This window comes from Cytobacillus sp. Bva_UNVM-123, assembly GCF_046351715.2.
Lineage (GTDB): Bacteria > Bacillota > Bacilli > Bacillales > Cytobacillaceae > Cytobacillus.
Map to the genome: position 1 here is coordinate 1,473,187 of NZ_CM177772.1, position 17,499 is coordinate 1,490,685.

Consider the following 17,499-nt stretch of genomic DNA (forward strand, 5'->3'; position numbering starts at 1 on the left):
AATGAGAAGATATTATTTTTAATGGAATAACATTTTTCATCTATCTTTATTAAAAATTTTTATGAATCTAAATATCTTTTGTAGTATCCATTCATAATGTCAAATTATCTGCTGTGATATAAACCTCGTTTTTGTTAAGTGTTGAAAATTTGTCTAATTCTATTCAACACTTCGTAACAATCCCTCCACCGCGATCACACATATATCACATACTATATCAATATAGTAAGTAGGCACCATATTAGGAGGGATTTATTTAATGGAAGAACTTATTCTTGCTCGAATTCAGTTTGCTTCCACAACACTGTTTCATTTTATTTTTGTCCCCTTATCTATTGGCTTAGTTTTCATTATTGCCATAATGCAAACAATGTATTTGGTGAAGAAACAAGAAATCTATAAGAAGATGACGAAGTTTTGGGGGATTTTCTTCTTAATTAATTTTGCTGTTGGTGTTGTAACAGGAATCATTCAGGAATTCCAATTCGGAATGAATTGGTCAAGCTATTCAAGATTTGTCGGAGATGTGTTCGGTGCGCCGTTAGCCATTGAAGCATTACTTGCTTTCTTTATGGAATCGACCTTCATTGGCCTTTGGATTTTTGGTTGGGATAAAATTCCGAAAAGATTACATTTGGCAAGTATTTGGCTTGTATCAATCGGAACAATCTTATCCGCCTTTTGGATTTTGGCTGCTAACTCATTTATGCAAAACCCAGTTGGATTTGTGATTCAAAACGGTCGAGCAGAAATGAATGATATTGTTGCAGTTCTTACGAATCCAAAGTTGTGGGTTGCATTTCCACATACGATTTTTGGTAGTTTTGCAACAGGCGCTTTCTTTATTATAGGTGTCAGTGCTTGGAATATATTAAAGAAAAAAGATCTTGAATTTTATAAGCGTTCGATGACAATCTCATTAATTGTTGGATTAGTAGCTGGATTAGGCATAGCTTTTTCAGGACACTCTCAAGCAACATATTTAATGACAGCTCAACCGATGAAAATGGCTGCAGCTGAAGGACTTTGGGAAGATAGTGCTGACCCTGCTCCATGGACAGTTATCGCTAATATTGATGTCGATAACAAGAAAAGTAGTGGTCGAATAGAAATTCCATATTTATTAAGCTATCTAGCTTATAGTGAGTTCACAGGAAAAGTGGAAGGCATGAATACATTACAAGAAAAGCTTGTTGAACAACATGGAGAAGGAAACTATATTCCACCGGTAAAAACAACCTTTTGGAGTTTTCGCATTATGGCGGGAACAGGTGGTGTGCTGATTTTGTTAAGCATGCTAGGGTTATTCTTTACATGGCGTAAAAAAATAGAAAAGACTACTCGCTACTTAAAATTTTTAATTCCTGCTATTTTTTTACCGTATATCGGAAATTCCTTCGGTTGGATTATGTCTGAAATTGGTCGTCAGCCATGGGTCGTAAATGGATTAATGTTAACAGCAGATGGTATTTCACCAAATGTATCAGCAGGACAAATTTTGTTTTCGTTCATTTCATTTTCACTCATTTATACAGCTTTAGCGATTGTGATGGTGTATTTATTCATTAAAGTCATTAAACAAGGACCAAATGAGAAGCCAAAGGAAGATATTTCAGCTTCAGATCCGTTTAGTGCAGGAGGGATAACAAATGCTGCTAAGTGAGGTATGGTTTGTTCTTGTTGGCATCTTATTCGTCGGTTTTGTATTTTTAGAAGGCTTTGACTTTGGAGTCGGAATGAGTACAAAATTTCTCGCGAAAAATGAAATAGAAAAACGTGTATTAATTAATACGATCGGCCCATTCTGGGATGCAAATGAAGTATGGTTAATTACTGCTGGAGGTGCGATGTTTGCTGCATTTCCACATTGGTATGCAACATTGTTTAGTGGCTACTATTTGCCTTTCGTCATTTTATTGCTTGCATTAATTGCTCGAGGAGTTGCTTTTGAATTCAGGGGAAAGGTAGAGTCAGAGAAATGGACGAAAACTTGGGATTTGTCTATTTTACTAGGAAGTATATTACCGCCGTTTTTGCTTGGTGTATTATTTTCAAGTCTCATTAAAGGGCTGCCAATTGATGAGAATATGAATATGTATGCTAGTTTCCTAGATATTGTGAATGTATATACAGTTGTTGGAGGAATTGCCTTTGTGCTTTTATCCTTCCTCCACGGTTTAATGTTTATTTCATTAAAAACAACAGGTTCGCTACGTGAGCGAGCACGTAAAATGGCTCAAAAAATATATTTTGTCACTGGAGCTGTTATTGTTCTGTTTGTCGCATTAACTGCGATCTACACAGATGCATTTTCAAATAGAGGAGCAATTTTAATCCCAATGTATGGGGCCGCAATCGTGTTATATGTATTGCTCTTCCCGCTATTACGCAATAAAAGGGAAGGCTACAGCTTTACGGCAACTGGATTAATTATGGTCATTGTAACCGCATCATTCTTTATTGCTTTATTCCCAAATGTCATGATTAGTTCAATCGATGCGGTCTACAATATGACTGTATACAATGCAGCCTCTGGGGATTACTCATTGAAATTCATGACAATCGTTGCCGCGATTATGGTACCAATCGTTCTTGTGTATACCATTTGGAGTTATTATATATTCCGTAAACGTATTACAAGTAAGGAGCATTTAGAATACTAATGGATAAACAACTCTTTCATTATAAAGGCAGTAAGGGTCTCATGTTAGTAGTTGGCATACTTACGATTGTGCAATCACTTGCGATTATTTTTCAAGCGGTGTATTTATCTGAGGCAATTGTAAAAATGTATAAAGGGACTGCTTGGTCGGCAGTCCTTCCCTCTTTTTATCTTTTTATCGGAGCGTATTTGCTGAGGCATTTTCTTCAATGGGGGAAGGAAAGACTTAGCTATAAATTCGCCGATGAAACATCTCTTCAATTCCAACAGCGTTTAGTTAAGAAGCTTTTTGAGCTTGGCCCGCGAAAAATAGGAAAGCAAGGATCTGGAAATATGATTACGCTTTGCCTAGAAGGCATTCCAAAGTTTAGAAAGTATTTAGAGCTGTTTATTCCTCGGTTTATTGCAAACATCTGTATTCCAATAGCATTGCTTATTTATGTTGTAAAAGTTGATCTGATGTCGGCAGTTATTCTTGCTGTCGTTATGCCAATTATGATCATTTTTCTGATTTTATTAGGCCTCATTGCACAGAAACAAATTGATGCACAATGGGATACGTATCAATTGCTTTCTCGACATTTTGTTGATTCTTTGCGCGGACTCGTCACGTTGAAATATTTAGGGCAAAGCAAAGCACATCAAGGTGCGATTGAAACGGTAAGTAATAAATATCGCATTGCGACAAATCGAACTTTACGAGTCGCTTTTTTATCAACTTTTTCTTTAGATTTTTTTGCGAGTCTATCTGTTGCTATTGTTGCTGTAGGGCTTGGTTTAAGATTGATTAACGGAGACATTGAACTTGGACCGGCTTTAACCATTCTCATTTTAGCCCCTGAATATTTTCTGCCTGTACGTGAGCTCGGTAATGATTATCATGCAACAATGGATGGAAAAGAGGCGGGAAAGAGTATTCATGATTTGTTTGAAAAAGACAATAGCAAAATGAATCAAGAAAAACTCACCTCGATTCCTAAGTGGAATAACGTTAACACATTATCATTACATCATGTGTCAAAGCAGTCAGAGGATGAGGATCGATCATTACTAAAGGATATTAATTTTCAAGTAAATGGCTTCAAAAAAGTTGGAATTGTAGGGGTGTCAGGTGCTGGAAAATCAACACTTATCGATATATTATCAGGCTTCTCTCTTCCGACAGCTGGTGAGATTAAAATGGACGGAATCAATGTAGACCACTTTTCTATACCAGATTGGCAGGAGCAAGTAACATATCTTCCCCAGCACCCGTATATATTTTCTGGAACCGTAGCTGAAAACATTCGTTTATATGAACCAAATGCCCCCCACGAGAAGATAAAACAAGCTGCAACTATGACTGGTTTAACAGAATTAATCAAAAAGTTTCCGAATGGGTTAGAAGAAAAAATTGGGCAAGGGGGGAGAAGCTTAAGCGGTGGCGAGGAGCAGCGAATTGCCTTAGCCCGTGGAATAGTGCAGAACCGTCCAATTATGATCTTTGATGAACCAACCGCCCATTTAGATATTGAAACAGAGCATGAGATTAAGAACATGATCTTGCCATTATTAGAAAACAAGCTTGTCTTTTTTGCCACTCATCGCCTCCATTGGATGCGACATATGGATGTCATTTTAGTTTTGGATAATGGCGAATTGGTTGAGAGTGGAACACATGAGCAATTATCTCAGCAAAAGGGAGCTTATTATCGTCTTGTTAAGGCACATAGGAGAGGGGGGATGGCATGAATTTAGTTCAAACATATATATGGCCATATTTGAAGCAATATAAGCGGTTAATTTTCCTGACTATTTTTCTAGGAATTTTAACTGTGCTCGCTGCTTCTATGCTTACATTTACATCTGGATATTTAATAACGAGTGCCTCAGAAATGCCTGTTACGATTCTTCTCCTCTATGTTCCGATCGTTGCTGTGAGGACATTTGGAATTTCGCGAGCTGTAACACGTTATTTGGAAAGATTAATTGGTCATAATGCGGTGCTAAAAATATTAGCTGATATGCGGGTGAAGCTGTATGGCATCTTAGAACCGCAAGCTTTATTTATTCGGTCTCGTTTCAAAACGGGTGATTTGCTCGGTACACTTGCTGATGATATTGAGCATTTGCAGGATGCTTATATTCGGACCATTTTTCCGACGATAATTGGGGTGTTTTTGTTTGTTTATTCCGTAATAACCTTAGCTTTATTTGATTGGATGTTTGCCATTTGGATTGCACTTTGCTTGAGCATAATCGTTTTTGTCTACCCACTTCTATCACTATATATGTTAAAAAAGCACCAAATTCAATTAAAGGGCAAGCGCAGCTTTTTGTATCAAACATTTACCGATGCTATCTTTGGTTTAAGTGATTGGATTATTAGTGGCAAAAAGGAGCGCTTTATTAATCAATTCATGTCGAAAAGTCGGGAAAGTCATGCAATTGAAAAGAAATTATCCCATTGGAATCAGTCACGGGCTTTCCAATTACACGTAATATCAGGCTTAATTCTTATCATGGTTGGCATATGGGCAGGGTTTACTGCTCAAAATGGAGAAATTATGCCAACATATATTGCCGCTTTCACTTTAGTGACATTGCCGATTTTAGAAGGGATGCTCCCGTTATCTCAAGCAATTGAACGGATTCCCACTTATGAAGAGTCATTGCGGAGAATTGACAGCATTCGTCAATTTGTTCCAGAAAAAAATAGTCCTTTAATAAATAGTGGACTAAGCGCTAGTCCGGCAATAATGATACAAAATGTTTCTTATCGTTATGATCATGAAAAAGAAGATGCCATACATGATTTTTCTCTATCTATTCCATACGGTCAAAAAATTGCTATCCTTGGAAAAAGTGGAGCGGGAAAATCAACGTTATTACAATTGCTGCAAGGTGCTCTAATTCCTAAGTCAGGCTCTATCACAATTAGTGGAGGCAATCCGCATGATTTCGAGGATCATATATACGAAGTGATGGGGGTTTTAAATCAAAAGCCTTATTTATTCGCGACAACAGTTGAAAATAATATTCGACTTGGAAATCAAAATTCCACAACGGAAGAAATGAAGAACGTGATTAAACAAGTAAAGCTTGATCATTATATTCAGTCCCTTCCAGACGGGATAGAAACACAAATGGAAGAAAGTGGACAGCGATTTTCTGGAGGAGAAAGACAAAGGATTGCTCTTGCACGAATTTTATTAAAGAACACTCCAATTGTTATTTTAGATGAGCCAACAGTTGGACTTGATCCGATAACAGAGCTTGACTTACTTGAAACGATGTTTGCGAATTTAAAGGAAAAAACTGTTATCCTCATTACTCATCATTTGATCGGAATTGAAAAAATGGATAAAATTATTTTCCTAGATGAAGGGGAAATGGCGATGTGTGGAACACATGAACAATTATTAGCTACAAATGAACGGTATAAGCAATTATATTTATTGGACCGTGGGGAATAAAGGAAGTTTATCGCTTCCTTTTTTTTATTGTTTGTGCAGCCGAAAAAAGGTAACATAGAAAAAAAGAATTTTTTTAATTAAGACACTTGCTGCAATGGAGGGAAAATTATGAACAGTCTTATAAAAGTTGGTATTATCGGCTATGGCAATCTTGGTAAAGGTGTTTTGGAAGGAATCAAGCAATGTGCAGATATGGAGTTAGTTGGAATTTTTACAAGAAGAGAACCTGAAAGTATTCAAGTAGATGATTCAAATATAAAGGTGTTGCATATTTCTCAAGCTAAAAATTATCAAGATCTGATTGATGTTATGATATTATGCGGAGGCTCAGCAACTGATTTACCTGAGCAAGGTCCGGAATTTGCTAAATTATTTAATACGGTTGATAGCTTTGATACACATGCAAAAATTCCTGAATATTTTTCAGCTGTCGATCATGCTGCGAAAGAAAGTGGAAAGACTAGTATCATTTCAGTTGGCTGGGATCCAGGGTTGTTTTCGATCAATCGGTTAATGGCTGAAGCCATTTTGCCTAATGGGGAAAATTATACGTTTTGGGGTAAAGGTGTAAGTCAAGGGCATTCTGATGCTATCCGGAGAATAGATGGTGTAAAAGGCGGCGTTCAATACACTGTACCAATTGAAGCTGCTGTTGAAAAGGTACGCAGCGGTGCGAACCCCAAACTGACAACTGCAGAAAAGCATTTACGTGTTTGTTATGTGGTTGCAGAAAAAGGCCATGATCAAGCGAAAATTGCAGAAACCATTAAAACAATGCCAAATTATTTTGCTGATTACGAAACAGAAGTATACTTTATTACGGAAGAAGAACTACAAGCAAATCATGCCAAACTCCCTCATGGAGGATTTGTTATTCGCGGTGGGAATACTGGAAATGAGCATAAACAAATTATCGAATTCTCACTTAAGCTCGACAGTAATCCAGAATTTACTTCCAGTGTACTCGTTGCCTATGCACGAGCAGCATACAAACTAAACAAAGAAGGTCAATCTGGTGCAAAATCAGTTTTTGATGTAGCTCCAGCTTACCTATCTCCAAAATCAGCTGAACAACTGCGAAAAGAACTACTTTAATCGGGTACCTTTTAATCGGTGCCTGGCACCGTCCGTGGACAGTTTTGATTAAGTGTCCTCTCTGTATGAACAGTGGAGGTTAATACGTGATTTGATATAGAGGGGCTTATCATGGGTATGAATCATACCTTATGATAGAAGCCCCTTTTTTACGCTTTACTTTTTATTTTTTACTCTCTGGTTAGCTGCATTTGCTCGAGCTTGTGCTTCTAAATCAGCTTGGTCTGCGACCTCTTGTGAGAACTCAACATCAATTCCATCAGATTTCATATTTTCTGGTACTTGTGGCAGTGTAGCTTTGTTTTTGTCACGAGATTTTTGTCCGCGCGAACGACCCATCGAGAAAAATCCCCTTTCTATGTATTAATACGAAAACCAATTTATTGGTTTATTTGTATTGTTCACTATTTCAGTGAAAACTATTATGGGAAATTAAGGTCGTTCATTTCGATCCACATATCCACCTGCTCGGTCAGCCCTTTTGAACTCTCGGGAATACAGTACTTCCTGTGTAGCAGATAAAGATCGTTTCTTCTTGTCTTTTGTTTTCTTATCCATTTTGCCTGCCAGCCCTTTCATAATAAGGTAATGATTTACTTCCTTATTTTTCCCTTAAGTGAAAGGATTGATACAAATTATTTTTGAGCAATGCCCCATTTTTCTAATAGAGATGAAGCAATGCATCTTTTAACTGTTTAAATAAAAAGGGATAGCCAGATTTTATCAGCTTCTCTGGTAATACTTTTTGTCCTTCTAGTACGAGAATGCTCATTTCTCCTAATCCAGCTTTTAAAGCAGATGCAGGAGCAGGAATCCAATGAGGTCGGTGCAGAACTTCTCCAAGTGTTTTTCCGAATTCTTTCATTGTAGCTGGATTTGGAGCTGTAAAATTCACTGCGCCTTCGATAGTTGTATTCAGTAGTACAAAGTGTATGGCATTGACGACATCAGCAATGTGAATCCAAGAAAGCCACTGTTCTCCAGAGCCGACAGTCCCACCAACAAACATTTTGTATGGAAAGGCAATTCTAGGCAACGCTCCATCATGTTGATCTAGTATGATCCCAAATCGGCAATAAACCGTTCTGCACCCGAATTCCTGCGCTTTTTTTGCTTCAGCCTCCCATTGTTGAACCGTCTTAGCGAGGAAATCCGTCCCAGTTCGCTCCGAGCTCTCTGTCAATATTTCTGTGCGAGAAGTTCCATAATACCCAATTGCACTTGCATTTATCATTGTATAAGGCTTCTTCTTCAAGCTATTAATTATTCGTAAAACTTCTTTTGTTGCTGAAATCCTACTGTCTATAATTCGTTGTTTGCGTTCTTCTGTCCATCTTCCACTATTGATAGATTCCCCAGCAAGATTAATTAGAACATCAATCCCTTCTAAAGCTTCTTCTGGTTTGTCCCCATCATTTAACCATTGAAGATACGTAATTTGCTTATTGTTTACTTTGTTTTGAATACTTCTTGTTAAAATAAATAATGTATATCCTTTCTCGATGAAATCGCGAATAAGTGCTTGTCCAACAAAACCAGTACCACCAGTTATAGCAATTTTCATCAAAATCCTCCTTCATAAAATCCCTCATCTTATTCATTATATTTTCTCTATCCATACCTTAATCCCTCTTAAAATGTGGTAAATTAAAGAGGGAGAGGTGAGCGAGAATGCCTATTATAACGAAGATAGCGGTTCAGCAAAAGAAAAGCGATCGCTATAATATTTTTTTAGATGAAAAATATGCATTTAGTGTGGATGAAGATGTATTAATAAAGCACCAGCTAAAAAAAGGAATGGAGCTTGACGAATTTTCAATCGCTGAAATCGGTTATCAAGACGAGATTCGAAAAGCATATAATATGTCCATCCAATATTTATCGACAAAAATGCGATCTGAAAAAGAAGTTCGCCAATTTTTAATAAAAAAGGAAATAGACGAAGTAATTATTCAGGAAGTCATTCATAAATTATTTGAGTTTCGTTTTTTAAATGATAAAGAATATGCGCTTGCTTTCGTTAGAACACAAAAGAATACGACTGATAAGGGCATAGAAATGGTAAGAGCGGAATTGAAGGAAAAAGGGGTTCCAGAACCTTTTATTGAGGAGGCTCTGCTAGAATATCCAGAAGAAGATGAGTTTAAGAAAGCTTTCAATTTATGTGAAAAGTTTGTGGCAAAAAATTCACGTGACTCAGCTAAAATAGTAAAGCAAAAGCTGGAACAACTGTTAATGAGAAAAGGATTTTCTTTTAGTACGATGAAAGCAGCAATTGCAGAAACAGAAGTGGAAAAGACTGAGGATGAAGAGCTGGATGTATTGCGAGCACATGCAGAAAAAGCACATCGTAAATTCTCAAAGCTTCCTCATTTTGAATATGAGCAAAAAATGAAACAAACGTTATATCGTAAAGGATTCTCACTCGAAATAATTGACAGAGTATTAGAAGAATATCGAGAAATATAATAATCACATGGCCAATTTGACCATGTGATTTATGTTTATCCTTTTGATTCAATGATAATTGTTTTCTCATTTTGATGTTCATAAATAATCTTTGCGATTTCTGCAGCCGAGCGAAGTCCTGATTTATCTTTTATATGTGTGCTATTTTCCCAGAAAGGAGTATCCATTCCACCCATATAGACATCTTTTATCTCGAGTCCCGTATTTTCATATTCTTTTTGCAAGCTTTCGGTTAACCCTCGAACGGCAAATTTACTTGCAACATAACCCGTTTCGTTTACTTTTCCAGTTAGTCCTGCGGTTGAAATGATATTCATTAGAAGACCATTATTTTTTTCCTTCAAGAAAGGTAGTATGGCTTGTGTCATATAGATAGTTCCTAACACATTCGTTGAGATCATTTCTTCCATTTCATCTTGCTTTAAGTTTTCAAAAGGTCCGAAATGGCCAACTCCTGCATTGTTAATTAGACCGTAAAGATTAAAGTGATTGGCAACCTCTTTAATAAAGTTTTGGACGGATTTCTTATCTGTAATGTCAACTGTATATGAGTCAGCATGACCATTATTAGCTTGAATTTGTTCTTCGACTACTTTAAGTTTCTTCATTGTTCTTCCGATTAAAATAATATGAAAGCCTTGAGAAGCATACAGTAATGCTAATTCTTTTCCGAGACCTGAGCCTGCACCAGTAATTATGATTGATTTCAAATTGTTACCTCCCCATGAATGCGCCACAATATTTGCCTCATTGTCTTCTTTCATAAAATAACTCTCATTAATTGAGGTTTCACCTTATTGTAGCACTTACTCGAGGCTTTTTCCCTTTTCTTCATAAATAAAATTCAATATACTTAGTAGGGAGAAAAAATGTACTTTATTTGGAAGGTGAAAAGATGCAGCGGGATAAAAGGTATAGTGAAATGACTACATATGAGCTTCAGCAAGAAATAGCCAATCTTAATGAAAAAGCTAGGAAAGCGGAGCAATTAGGAATGGTTAATGAGTTTGCTGTATTAGAAAGAAAAGCGGTAATGGCAAAGGCTTATTTACTAAATCCAAATGATTTCAAGTCTGGAGACGTATATGAAATTGAAGGGGATCCTGGGGCCTTTTTCAAAATCGATTACATGAATGGTGTATTCGCCTGGGGATATCGATTGAACGGAAATAAAGCTGAAGAAGCACTACCGATTTCATTACTAAAAAAAGCACAATAAAAAAGAAAGAGGAAATAATAATCCTCTTTCTAAAGCATTTGGTTAAGGTGTTCTTTTTACAATGTTCTCTAAAATGATAAGAGATTGAGTTTGCTGACTTTGTCCATTTACTTGTCTGAATGCATGCTTTGGCCTGGCTGTTGGATAATCAAAAGGGCTAGAATATGAATTCTTTTCGACATTCTTTTTTGATTTGCCCATTCGTATGCCCTCCTCAGGAATTAATATTCTACTGTTCACGAGTAGTTGAAGCCCTCATCCGTTCTTGAGGCTGTGTATTAATCGTACCGTCTGCTCTTTTTGAGGCATACTCTGCTTTAGCTTGTGGTTCACCACCAAATTTACTTGTGCTTTGATTTGGGAAGTTCGTAACTTTATTTCGCATATGCAGCCTCCTCACTCAGATAAAAAAACGTGAGTAGCAAATTAGAAAATCGATATGCTTCTCACGTAAATATAGTATTTGTCATTCTGTGAACAGTATTAGCAAAAGAAAATGGGATTTTAACCAGGGATAAAATCAAGCTTTTTTCGCAGCTTCTCTTCACTAAAAATCCATCCTGTATAAGAGGTCATAATATTTAAGTCAGAATCGAGCTGAACGACAGCGACAAATGGGTAGTAGTCATTGCTTCGATAACGTAAATCGATAAAGCGGACTTCAGTATATTCATCATATTCATCGATTTCCCAACGATAAACACGAGAAAAAGATAAAAATGCTGATAAGTTCTCATCTTTTTTGGCTGCTTCCAGAATAGGTGTTTTCGGTTCAGGCACCCGATTGAACTGATCGATAATGTTAACAGTACGATTAACTCCACGTCCGACAAAAAATTGCTGTTTATTCATGACAGCTATTCTCCATTGTCGATATTTCATTGTCGGAGCTATAATGATATCTGTTGCATCGGGGATTAGCTTTTTCACTTTTCGCATTATTATTCGTTGTTCCCTAAATCGTAAAATATAATAGATAATCAACAATGCGTAAATCGTTAGAAAGGTGTATCCGGGATTTGCTCCAAATGCCCAAACAATAAGGCCGAAGACATGTAATGCAAAAATAAATGGATCAAATGTGTTTATCGTGCCTAAGGCAATCCATCTTGATGAAAAGGGTCTTAACGCTTGAGTTCCATACGCATTAAAAATATCTACAAAAACATGGAGAAAAACGGCAATAAATGTCCACAACCATAAATGAAATAGATTAGATTCTGGAAAAAAAGAATAAATGATTGCAGTAATCAATATTGGCCAAAGTAAAACAGCAGGAATCGAATGGGTAATCCCTCGATGATTTCGAATATAGACAGCATTGTTTCTAAGCTTTAATATGGTATCGATATCTGGTATTTGTGAGCCAATAATCGCTCCAATCATAACACTTGTTGTTGTAGCAGAGGTTTCAGCAACAATTGGGTCCAATGTTGCAATGCCTGCAAGTCCAAGTCCCATAACGATATGTGTACCTGTGTCCAAGAGCATGAACCTCCTTTAAAATGATTATTCAATTGCAAAATGATTTTGTCCTAAAAAATTTTCTTACACAATAATATTAAATCTATTCCGCTCATTTTAACAGAGATTTTTGTAATAGTTCAAATGATCGACAACAATATGAAATAAAATATTCCCATTTTGCTGATAAATTATCCAGCTAGGAGGAATTTACATGATGAAGACCATCAATCAATTACAGCAAATAAAAAATATAAATATAAATGAATTTCAGCAAGATTTAATTAGGTGGTTTGAAGCGGAACAGCGCGAATTGCCGTGGAGACAAGATCAGGATCCATATAAAGTTTGGGTTTCTGAAATTATGCTGCAACAAACAAGGGTAGATACGGTAATCCCGTATTTTAATCGGTTCATTGAACAATTTCCCACCATACAGGCTTTGTCAGAAGCTGACGAGGATAAAGTATTAAAAGCGTGGGAAGGACTTGGGTATTATTCCCGAGCAAGAAACCTTCAATTTGCTGTAAAAGAAGTGTATGAAAAATATAGTGGAATCGTTCCAAATAACCTTAAGGAAATTTCGACATTAAAAGGAGTTGGACCATATACAGCCGGTGCGATTTTAAGTATCGCATACGGACTTCCTGAACCAGCAGTTGATGGGAATGTTATGCGAGTTTTATCAAGAATATTATCAATTTGGGATGATATTGCCAAACCCTCAACACGAAAAATATTTGAAGAAGCCGTCAGACAGTTAATTTCCCATGTGAATCCTTCTTATTTTAATCAGGCGCTTATGGAGCTTGGCGCATTAATTTGTACGCCAACATCACCTAGCTGTTTATTATGTCCAGTTCGGGATCATTGCCATGCCTTTCATGAAGGGACAGAGCAGGAGCTCCCAGTGAAAACGAAAAATAAAAAGCAGCGCCATGTGCAAATAGTAGCGGCTGTTCTTGAAAATGAAGAGGGGAAAATTCTAATACATAAGCGAGATAATAAAGGATTATTAGCGAATTTATGGGAATTCCCAAATACGGAGGTTCATTTGCCAAATGTAAATGAAAAATCTCAACTAAAGGAATTTGTAAAAAGCAATTATGCTGCCACTATTCAGGTAGACGAGCTGATCGGGCAAATTGAGCATGTTTTTTCTCACCTGACTTGGAATATTAATGCTTATAAAGGTAGAGTTGAATCTATTATGAATGAAACGGAGGCGCTTAAATTCGTAACAGTAAAGGAGATGGAAAATTTCGCTTTTTCGGTCTCTCATCAAAAAATAATGGAGCATTATATTGCAAGTAAATAGTATTCTAATTGCCATCTAAAAATGAAAAAGCTAAAATGAAATGCAAAAGAAAAAAGATAGCAAGATGTTGCTATTAAAGAAGGGGATTTTTTCATGACTCAAAAAGTAGCATTAGTAACTGGAAGTAGTAGAGGAATTGGCAAGGCAATTGCCTTAAAATTAGCAAAAGAAGGCTATAATATCGTCATAAACTACGCGCGAAGTAAAACGGCTGCACTTGAAACGGCAGCTGAAATTGAAGCGCTTGGTAGAAAAGTATTAACTGTAAAAGCCAATGTCGGTGATGTTGAAAAAATTAAAAAGCTATTTCAAGAAATTGATCAAGAATTTGGTAGACTCGATATTTTTGTCAATAATGCTGCTTCTGGTGTTTTAAGACCAGCAATGGAGTTAGAAGAAACTCATTGGGATTGGACGATGAATATAAATAGTAAGGCCCTTTTATTTTGTGCCCAAGAAGCAGCCAAACTGATGGAAAAAAACAATGGTGGCAAAATAGTTAGTATTAGCTCATTAGGCTCCATACGTTATTTAGAAAATTATACAGCTGTTGGTGTTTCGAAAGCAGCGCTTGAAGCATTAACAAGATATTTAGCAATTGAGCTTGCATCTAAAAATATTATCGTTAATGCTATTTCAGGTGGGGCGGTTGATACTGAAGCATTAAAGCACTTTCCTAATCGAGAAGAAATGCTTGCTGATGCAAGAGCCAAAACTCCTGCAGGAAGAATGGTCGAAATTGAAGATATGGTAAATGCTGTGATGTTTTTATTAGCAGATGAATCAAGTATGATCCGTGGTCAGACGATCATTGTTGACGGGGGCATTTCTCTGTTAGTTTAACTTATTTAGCCGAAATGATTAAAAAGAAATGGTAGAAATTCATTCATTTAAATAATTTGTTCGTGTGATTTTTGAAATTTGAGGATAAAACTTCTGCGCTTGGATAAATTAATGAGCGTGGAGGTGAAAATGATGGCAAAACAACCAAACAAAAGTGCGGCGGGTACTAATGTTGAAGAAGTAAGACAACAAAATGCCCAATCTGCAGGTGCAGGTGCAAGTGCAGGTGCTGGCCAATTCGGCACAGAATTTGCTAGCGAAACAAATGCACAAGAAGTAAGACAACAAAACCAACAAGCTGAAGCTAAAAAGGCTACAAACTCAGGTCAACAAAACCAATAATGCACATGGAGGGCACTCAATATACGAAAGAGTGCCCTCTTTTTTATTTTTGGTGGTGACTCTTTGTTTTAAATTGTTAACGAAACCGTTATAATAATAGAATGTAGACTTAAAAGCCCGGGAAGATGAAAGTAGGGGAGAAACAATGGCTGTACCCATAGAAGGAGAACCAGTACAGATTCATAGTTACAAACATAATGGGCACATTCATCGCGTCTGGGAGGAAACGACAGTTTTAAAAGGGACACAAAATTTAGTCATTGGCGGAAATGATCGGACTATTGTAACCGAATCGGATGGAAGAACATGGATTACAAGAGAACCGGCAATATGTTATTTCCATTCTCAGCAATGGTTTAATGTAATTGGAATGATTCGTGAAGATGGAATATATTATTATTGCAATTTAAGCTCACCATTTATTTACGATGGTGAAGCTGTAAAGTATATTGATTATGATCTTGACATTAAAGTGTTTCCAGATATGACTTTCAATTTATTAGATGAGGATGAATATGAAAGGCATCGTCAAGAAATGAATTATCCAGAGCCAATCGATCGAATCTTAAAGTCAAATGTCAACCAATTAATCCATTGGATCCGCCAAAGAAAGGGACCTTTTGCACCAGATTTCGTTGATATCTGGTATGAACGATACTTAACATACAGACGCTAAATGAATGGATGGGAACCCCATATATAAACGCCTGTTGATTTAAGAAATGGTCAACAGGCTTTTATATGTTTCTTTCGCTTCCAGCATTTCAAGGAGGAGAAAAGGTTGGGCAGCATTAGACGTTACATGCAATTTGTTAAACCTTACAAATTCCAAATATTTGTGACGATCATGATCGGAATTATTAAATTTGCCATTCCATTAATGATTCCGTTGTTAATTAAATATGTTGTCGATGATATTATTGGAAATTCGAGTATAGATACTGCCGCTAAAACGGAGCAGCTATTAATCGTAATGGGGATTATGCTGGCATTATTCATTATTGTTAGACCACCAATTGAATATTATCGGCAATATTTTGCTCAATGGGTCGGGAGCAAAGTTTTATATGATATTCGTGATCAGTTATTCACCCATATTCAAAAGCTAAGCTTTAAGTATTATGCGAATACAAGAGCTGGTGAGGTCATTTCTAGAATCATTAATGATGTTGAGCAAACAAAGACATTTGTCATTACTGGCTTAATGAACCTTTGGCTTGATGTGGCAACGATTATTATCGCCGTAATTATTATGATGAAAATGAACTTTACGCTCACAATCGTATCTTTAATTTTGTTTCCTTTTTACGCATTTTCCATTAAATATTTCTTTGGGAATTTGAGGAAGTTGACGAGGAATCGTTCACAAGCACTTGCTGAGGTGCAAGGCTATCTTCATGAACGTGTACAGGGAATGGCCATTATTAAAAGTCTAGCAATTGAAGACTATGAACAAACTCAATTTGATAGAAAGAATAATAACTTTCTAACAAAAGCGATCGATCATACGAAATGGAATGCGAAGGCTTTTGCGGTAGTAAATACGGTGACAGATATTGCACCACTTCTAGTTATTGGTTATTCAGGCTATCAAGTTATAACCGGAAGCCTTACACTTGGGACAATGATGGCTTTTATTGCCTATATTGATAAATTATATGCACCATTAAGAAGACTTGTAAATTCATCAACAACTTTAACCCAATCTATTGCTTCAATGGATAGAGTATTTGAATTAATAGATGAGCAATATGATATTGATGATGCACCAAATGCGATTGAATGTAAAAACGTTCATGGAGATATCGATTTTGAGAATATAAGTTTTTCCTATAACGAAAAAGATAACGTAGTCCTCAAAAATATTTCACTTCGAGTAAATAAAGGGGAGACAATCGCTTTAGTCGGAATGAGCGGTGGTGGAAAATCCTCTTTAGTGAGTTTGATTTCACGTTTCTATGATGTGACAAAAGGTAGAATCCTATTAGATGGTAGCGATATTCGTCATTTCAAGGTACGATCATTAAGAGATAAAATTGGGATGGTTCTGCAAGATAATATCCTTTTCAGTGAATCAGTCAAAACAAACATATTATTAGGAAGACCTAATGCAACGGATGAAGAAGTAATTGAGGCAGCTAAGGCTGCAAACGCTCATGAATTTATTATGAATTTGCCTGATGGCTATGATACGAAGGTTGGTGAAAGAGGGGTTAAGCTATCTGGCGGTCAGAAACAAAGAGTGGCAATTGCAAGAATCTTTTTAAAGAATCCACCAATTCTTATTTTAGATGAAGCAACATCCGCTTTAGATTTAGAAAGTGAACATCTAATCCAAGAATCACTAGAACAGCTAGCAAAGGATCGAACGACATTTATCGTTGCCCATCGATTATCGACAATAACTCATGCTGATCGGATTATATTAATTGAGTATGGTGAAATAATCGAATCTGGTACACATGAGGAATTAATGAAAAAGCAAGGAAATTACTATAGATTATTTCAAGTGCAACAGCTTGATACTCAGGACTAACTCTGAAAAGGGTTAGTCTTTTCTGCTGTTTTAAGGAGAAAATTGTTTAATTTTAGCTCTATATGTCGGAATATGCGGAAATATCAGTATATTTGT

Annotated in this window: 19 protein-coding genes; 12 read left to right on the plus strand and 7 right to left on the minus strand. The window is 36.5% G+C overall.

The features are described from left to right. Positions 1-259: 259 nt before the first annotated feature. The 5 genes from KDN24_RS06985 to KDN24_RS07005 all read left to right on the plus strand — a co-directional run bounded on the left by KDN24_RS06985 (position 260) and on the right by KDN24_RS07005 (position 7,212). Positions 260-1,663 (plus strand): cytochrome ubiquinol oxidase subunit I, encoded by a 1,404-nt coding sequence (locus KDN24_RS06985; protein ID WP_409972033.1) that lies wholly within the window; start codon positions 260-262, stop codon positions 1,661-1,663. Beyond that, on the plus strand, positions 1,650-2,663 hold the full coding sequence (cydB, locus tag KDN24_RS06990; protein ID WP_409972032.1) for a cytochrome d ubiquinol oxidase subunit II: 1,014 nt from the start codon (positions 1,650-1,652) through the stop codon (positions 2,661-2,663). Before KDN24_RS06985 ends, cydB begins: the two co-directional genes overlap by 14 nt. Continuing rightward, the gene (gene cydD / locus KDN24_RS06995; protein ID WP_409972031.1) at positions 2,663-4,393 is read left to right on the plus strand and encodes a thiol reductant ABC exporter subunit CydD; all 1,731 of its coding nucleotides are present in this window, start codon (positions 2,663-2,665) and stop codon (positions 4,391-4,393) included. The genes cydB and cydD overlap by 1 nt, the downstream gene beginning before the upstream one ends. Continuing rightward, entirely contained in the window at positions 4,390-6,117 is a 1,728-nt protein-coding gene (cydC, locus tag KDN24_RS07000; RefSeq protein ID WP_409972030.1) for a thiol reductant ABC exporter subunit CydC, read from the plus strand. The genes cydD and cydC overlap by 4 nt, the downstream gene beginning before the upstream one ends. Positions 6,118-6,225: 108 nt before the next feature. Beyond that, positions 6,226-7,212, plus strand: coding sequence for a diaminopimelate dehydrogenase (locus KDN24_RS07005; RefSeq protein ID WP_491348360.1), 987 nt, complete (start codon positions 6,226-6,228; stop codon positions 7,210-7,212). A gap of 156 nt (positions 7,213-7,368) precedes the next feature. On the opposite strand, the gene KDN24_RS07010 is transcribed toward KDN24_RS07005, so the two are convergent. The 3 genes from KDN24_RS07010 to KDN24_RS07020 form a co-directional block, all read right to left on the minus strand. Continuing rightward, on the minus strand, positions 7,369-7,551 hold the full coding sequence (locus KDN24_RS07010) for a YfhD family protein (protein WP_409972028.1): 183 nt from the start codon (positions 7,549-7,551) through the stop codon (positions 7,369-7,371). Positions 7,552-7,644: 93 nt separating this feature from the next. Then, positions 7,645-7,770: a YfhE family protein gene (locus KDN24_RS07015; protein WP_409972027.1), complete on the minus strand. Its 126-nt coding sequence runs from the start codon at positions 7,768-7,770 to the stop codon at positions 7,645-7,647. Between the two features lie 103 nt (positions 7,771-7,873). After that, positions 7,874-8,776, minus strand: coding sequence for a TIGR01777 family oxidoreductase (locus tag KDN24_RS07020; protein ID WP_409972026.1), 903 nt, complete (start codon positions 8,774-8,776; stop codon positions 7,874-7,876). 107 nt (positions 8,777-8,883) lie between these two features. Between KDN24_RS07020 and recX the strand changes: the two genes are divergently transcribed. Continuing rightward, positions 8,884-9,681: a recombination regulator RecX gene (gene recX, locus KDN24_RS07025; RefSeq protein ID WP_409972025.1), complete on the plus strand. Its 798-nt coding sequence runs from the start codon at positions 8,884-8,886 to the stop codon at positions 9,679-9,681. Between the two features lie 35 nt (positions 9,682-9,716). On the opposite strand, the gene KDN24_RS07030 is transcribed toward recX, so the two are convergent. Then, complete coding sequence (locus KDN24_RS07030; RefSeq protein ID WP_409972024.1) at positions 9,717-10,391, minus strand: SDR family NAD(P)-dependent oxidoreductase; 675 nt, start codon at positions 10,389-10,391, stop codon at positions 9,717-9,719. A 185-nt stretch (positions 10,392-10,576) separates the two neighbouring features. Here KDN24_RS07030 and KDN24_RS07035 point away from each other — a divergent pair, with 185 nt between their 5' ends. Then, positions 10,577-10,900 carry a YfhH family protein gene (locus KDN24_RS07035; protein WP_409972023.1) on the plus strand — a complete coding sequence of 108 codons (324 nt, stop codon included), beginning with the start codon at positions 10,577-10,579 and terminating at the stop codon, positions 10,898-10,900. A 42-nt stretch (positions 10,901-10,942) separates the two neighbouring features. Here the strand turns inward: KDN24_RS07035 and KDN24_RS07040 are convergent, their stop codons facing one another. The 3 genes from KDN24_RS07040 to KDN24_RS07050 form a co-directional block, all read right to left on the minus strand. Then, positions 10,943-11,101 carry a YpzG family protein gene (locus KDN24_RS07040; protein ID WP_409972022.1) on the minus strand — a complete coding sequence of 53 codons (159 nt, stop codon included), beginning with the start codon at positions 11,099-11,101 and terminating at the stop codon, positions 10,943-10,945. A 28-nt stretch (positions 11,102-11,129) separates the two neighbouring features. Then, entirely contained in the window at positions 11,130-11,285 is a 156-nt protein-coding gene (locus KDN24_RS07045; RefSeq protein ID WP_409972021.1) for a small, acid-soluble spore protein K, read from the minus strand. 119 nt (positions 11,286-11,404) lie between these two features. Beyond that, complete coding sequence (locus tag KDN24_RS07050; protein WP_409972020.1) at positions 11,405-12,385, minus strand: metal-dependent hydrolase; 981 nt, start codon at positions 12,383-12,385, stop codon at positions 11,405-11,407. A 196-nt stretch (positions 12,386-12,581) separates the two neighbouring features. Here KDN24_RS07050 and mutY point away from each other — a divergent pair, with 196 nt between their 5' ends. The 5 genes from mutY to KDN24_RS07075 all read left to right on the plus strand — a co-directional run bounded on the left by mutY (position 12,582) and on the right by KDN24_RS07075 (position 17,403). Continuing rightward, positions 12,582-13,682: an A/G-specific adenine glycosylase gene (mutY, locus tag KDN24_RS07055; protein ID WP_409972201.1), complete on the plus strand. Its 1,101-nt coding sequence runs from the start codon at positions 12,582-12,584 to the stop codon at positions 13,680-13,682. Between the two features lie 93 nt (positions 13,683-13,775). After that, a complete protein-coding gene (fabL, locus tag KDN24_RS07060) occupies positions 13,776-14,525 on the plus strand; it encodes an enoyl-[acyl-carrier-protein] reductase FabL (RefSeq protein WP_409972019.1) in 750 nt (249 codons plus the stop codon). A gap of 132 nt (positions 14,526-14,657) precedes the next feature. Next, positions 14,658-14,867 carry a gamma-type small acid-soluble spore protein gene (locus KDN24_RS07065; RefSeq protein ID WP_409972018.1) on the plus strand — a complete coding sequence of 70 codons (210 nt, stop codon included), beginning with the start codon at positions 14,658-14,660 and terminating at the stop codon, positions 14,865-14,867. Between the two features lie 145 nt (positions 14,868-15,012). Further along, positions 15,013-15,543, plus strand: coding sequence for a nucleoside tri-diphosphate phosphatase (gene ntdP / locus KDN24_RS07070; protein WP_409972017.1), 531 nt, complete (start codon positions 15,013-15,015; stop codon positions 15,541-15,543). 105 nt (positions 15,544-15,648) lie between these two features. Further along, positions 15,649-17,403, plus strand: coding sequence for an ABC transporter ATP-binding protein (locus tag KDN24_RS07075; protein ID WP_409972016.1), 1,755 nt, complete (start codon positions 15,649-15,651; stop codon positions 17,401-17,403). The last annotated feature ends 96 nt before the right edge of the window (positions 17,404-17,499 follow it).

Bases quoted from the DNA above. Each gene is read 5' to 3' on its own strand.
- KDN24_RS06985 (WP_409972033.1), top strand. From the start codon at position 260: ATGGAAGAACTTATTCTTGCTCGAATTCAGTTTGCTTCCACAACACTG.
- cydB (WP_409972032.1), top strand. From the start codon at position 1,650: ATGCTGCTAAGTGAGGTATGGTTTGTTCTTGTTGGCATCTTATTCGTC.
- cydD (WP_409972031.1), top strand. From the start codon at position 2,663: ATGGATAAACAACTCTTTCATTATAAAGGCAGTAAGGGTCTCATGTTA.
- cydC (WP_409972030.1), top strand. From the start codon at position 4,390: ATGAATTTAGTTCAAACATATATATGGCCATATTTGAAGCAATATAAG.
- KDN24_RS07005 (WP_491348360.1), top strand. From the start codon at position 6,226: ATGAACAGTCTTATAAAAGTTGGTATTATCGGCTATGGCAATCTTGGT.
- KDN24_RS07010 (WP_409972028.1), bottom strand. From the start codon at position 7,551: ATGGGTCGTTCGCGCGGACAAAAATCTCGTGACAAAAACAAAGCTACA.
- KDN24_RS07015 (WP_409972027.1), bottom strand. From the start codon at position 7,770: ATGGATAAGAAAACAAAAGACAAGAAGAAACGATCTTTATCTGCTACA.
- KDN24_RS07020 (WP_409972026.1), bottom strand. From the start codon at position 8,776: ATGAAAATTGCTATAACTGGTGGTACTGGTTTTGTTGGACAAGCACTT.
- recX (WP_409972025.1), top strand. From the start codon at position 8,884: ATGCCTATTATAACGAAGATAGCGGTTCAGCAAAAGAAAAGCGATCGC.
- KDN24_RS07035 (WP_409972023.1), top strand. From the start codon at position 10,577: ATGCAGCGGGATAAAAGGTATAGTGAAATGACTACATATGAGCTTCAG.
- KDN24_RS07040 (WP_409972022.1), bottom strand. From the start codon at position 11,101: ATGGGCAAATCAAAAAAGAATGTCGAAAAGAATTCATATTCTAGCCCT.
- KDN24_RS07045 (WP_409972021.1), bottom strand. From the start codon at position 11,285: ATGCGAAATAAAGTTACGAACTTCCCAAATCAAAGCACAAGTAAATTT.
- mutY (WP_409972201.1), top strand. From the start codon at position 12,582: ATGAAGACCATCAATCAATTACAGCAAATAAAAAATATAAATATAAAT.
- fabL (WP_409972019.1), top strand. From the start codon at position 13,776: ATGACTCAAAAAGTAGCATTAGTAACTGGAAGTAGTAGAGGAATTGGC.
- KDN24_RS07065 (WP_409972018.1), top strand. From the start codon at position 14,658: ATGGCAAAACAACCAAACAAAAGTGCGGCGGGTACTAATGTTGAAGAA.
- ntdP (WP_409972017.1), top strand. From the start codon at position 15,013: ATGGCTGTACCCATAGAAGGAGAACCAGTACAGATTCATAGTTACAAA.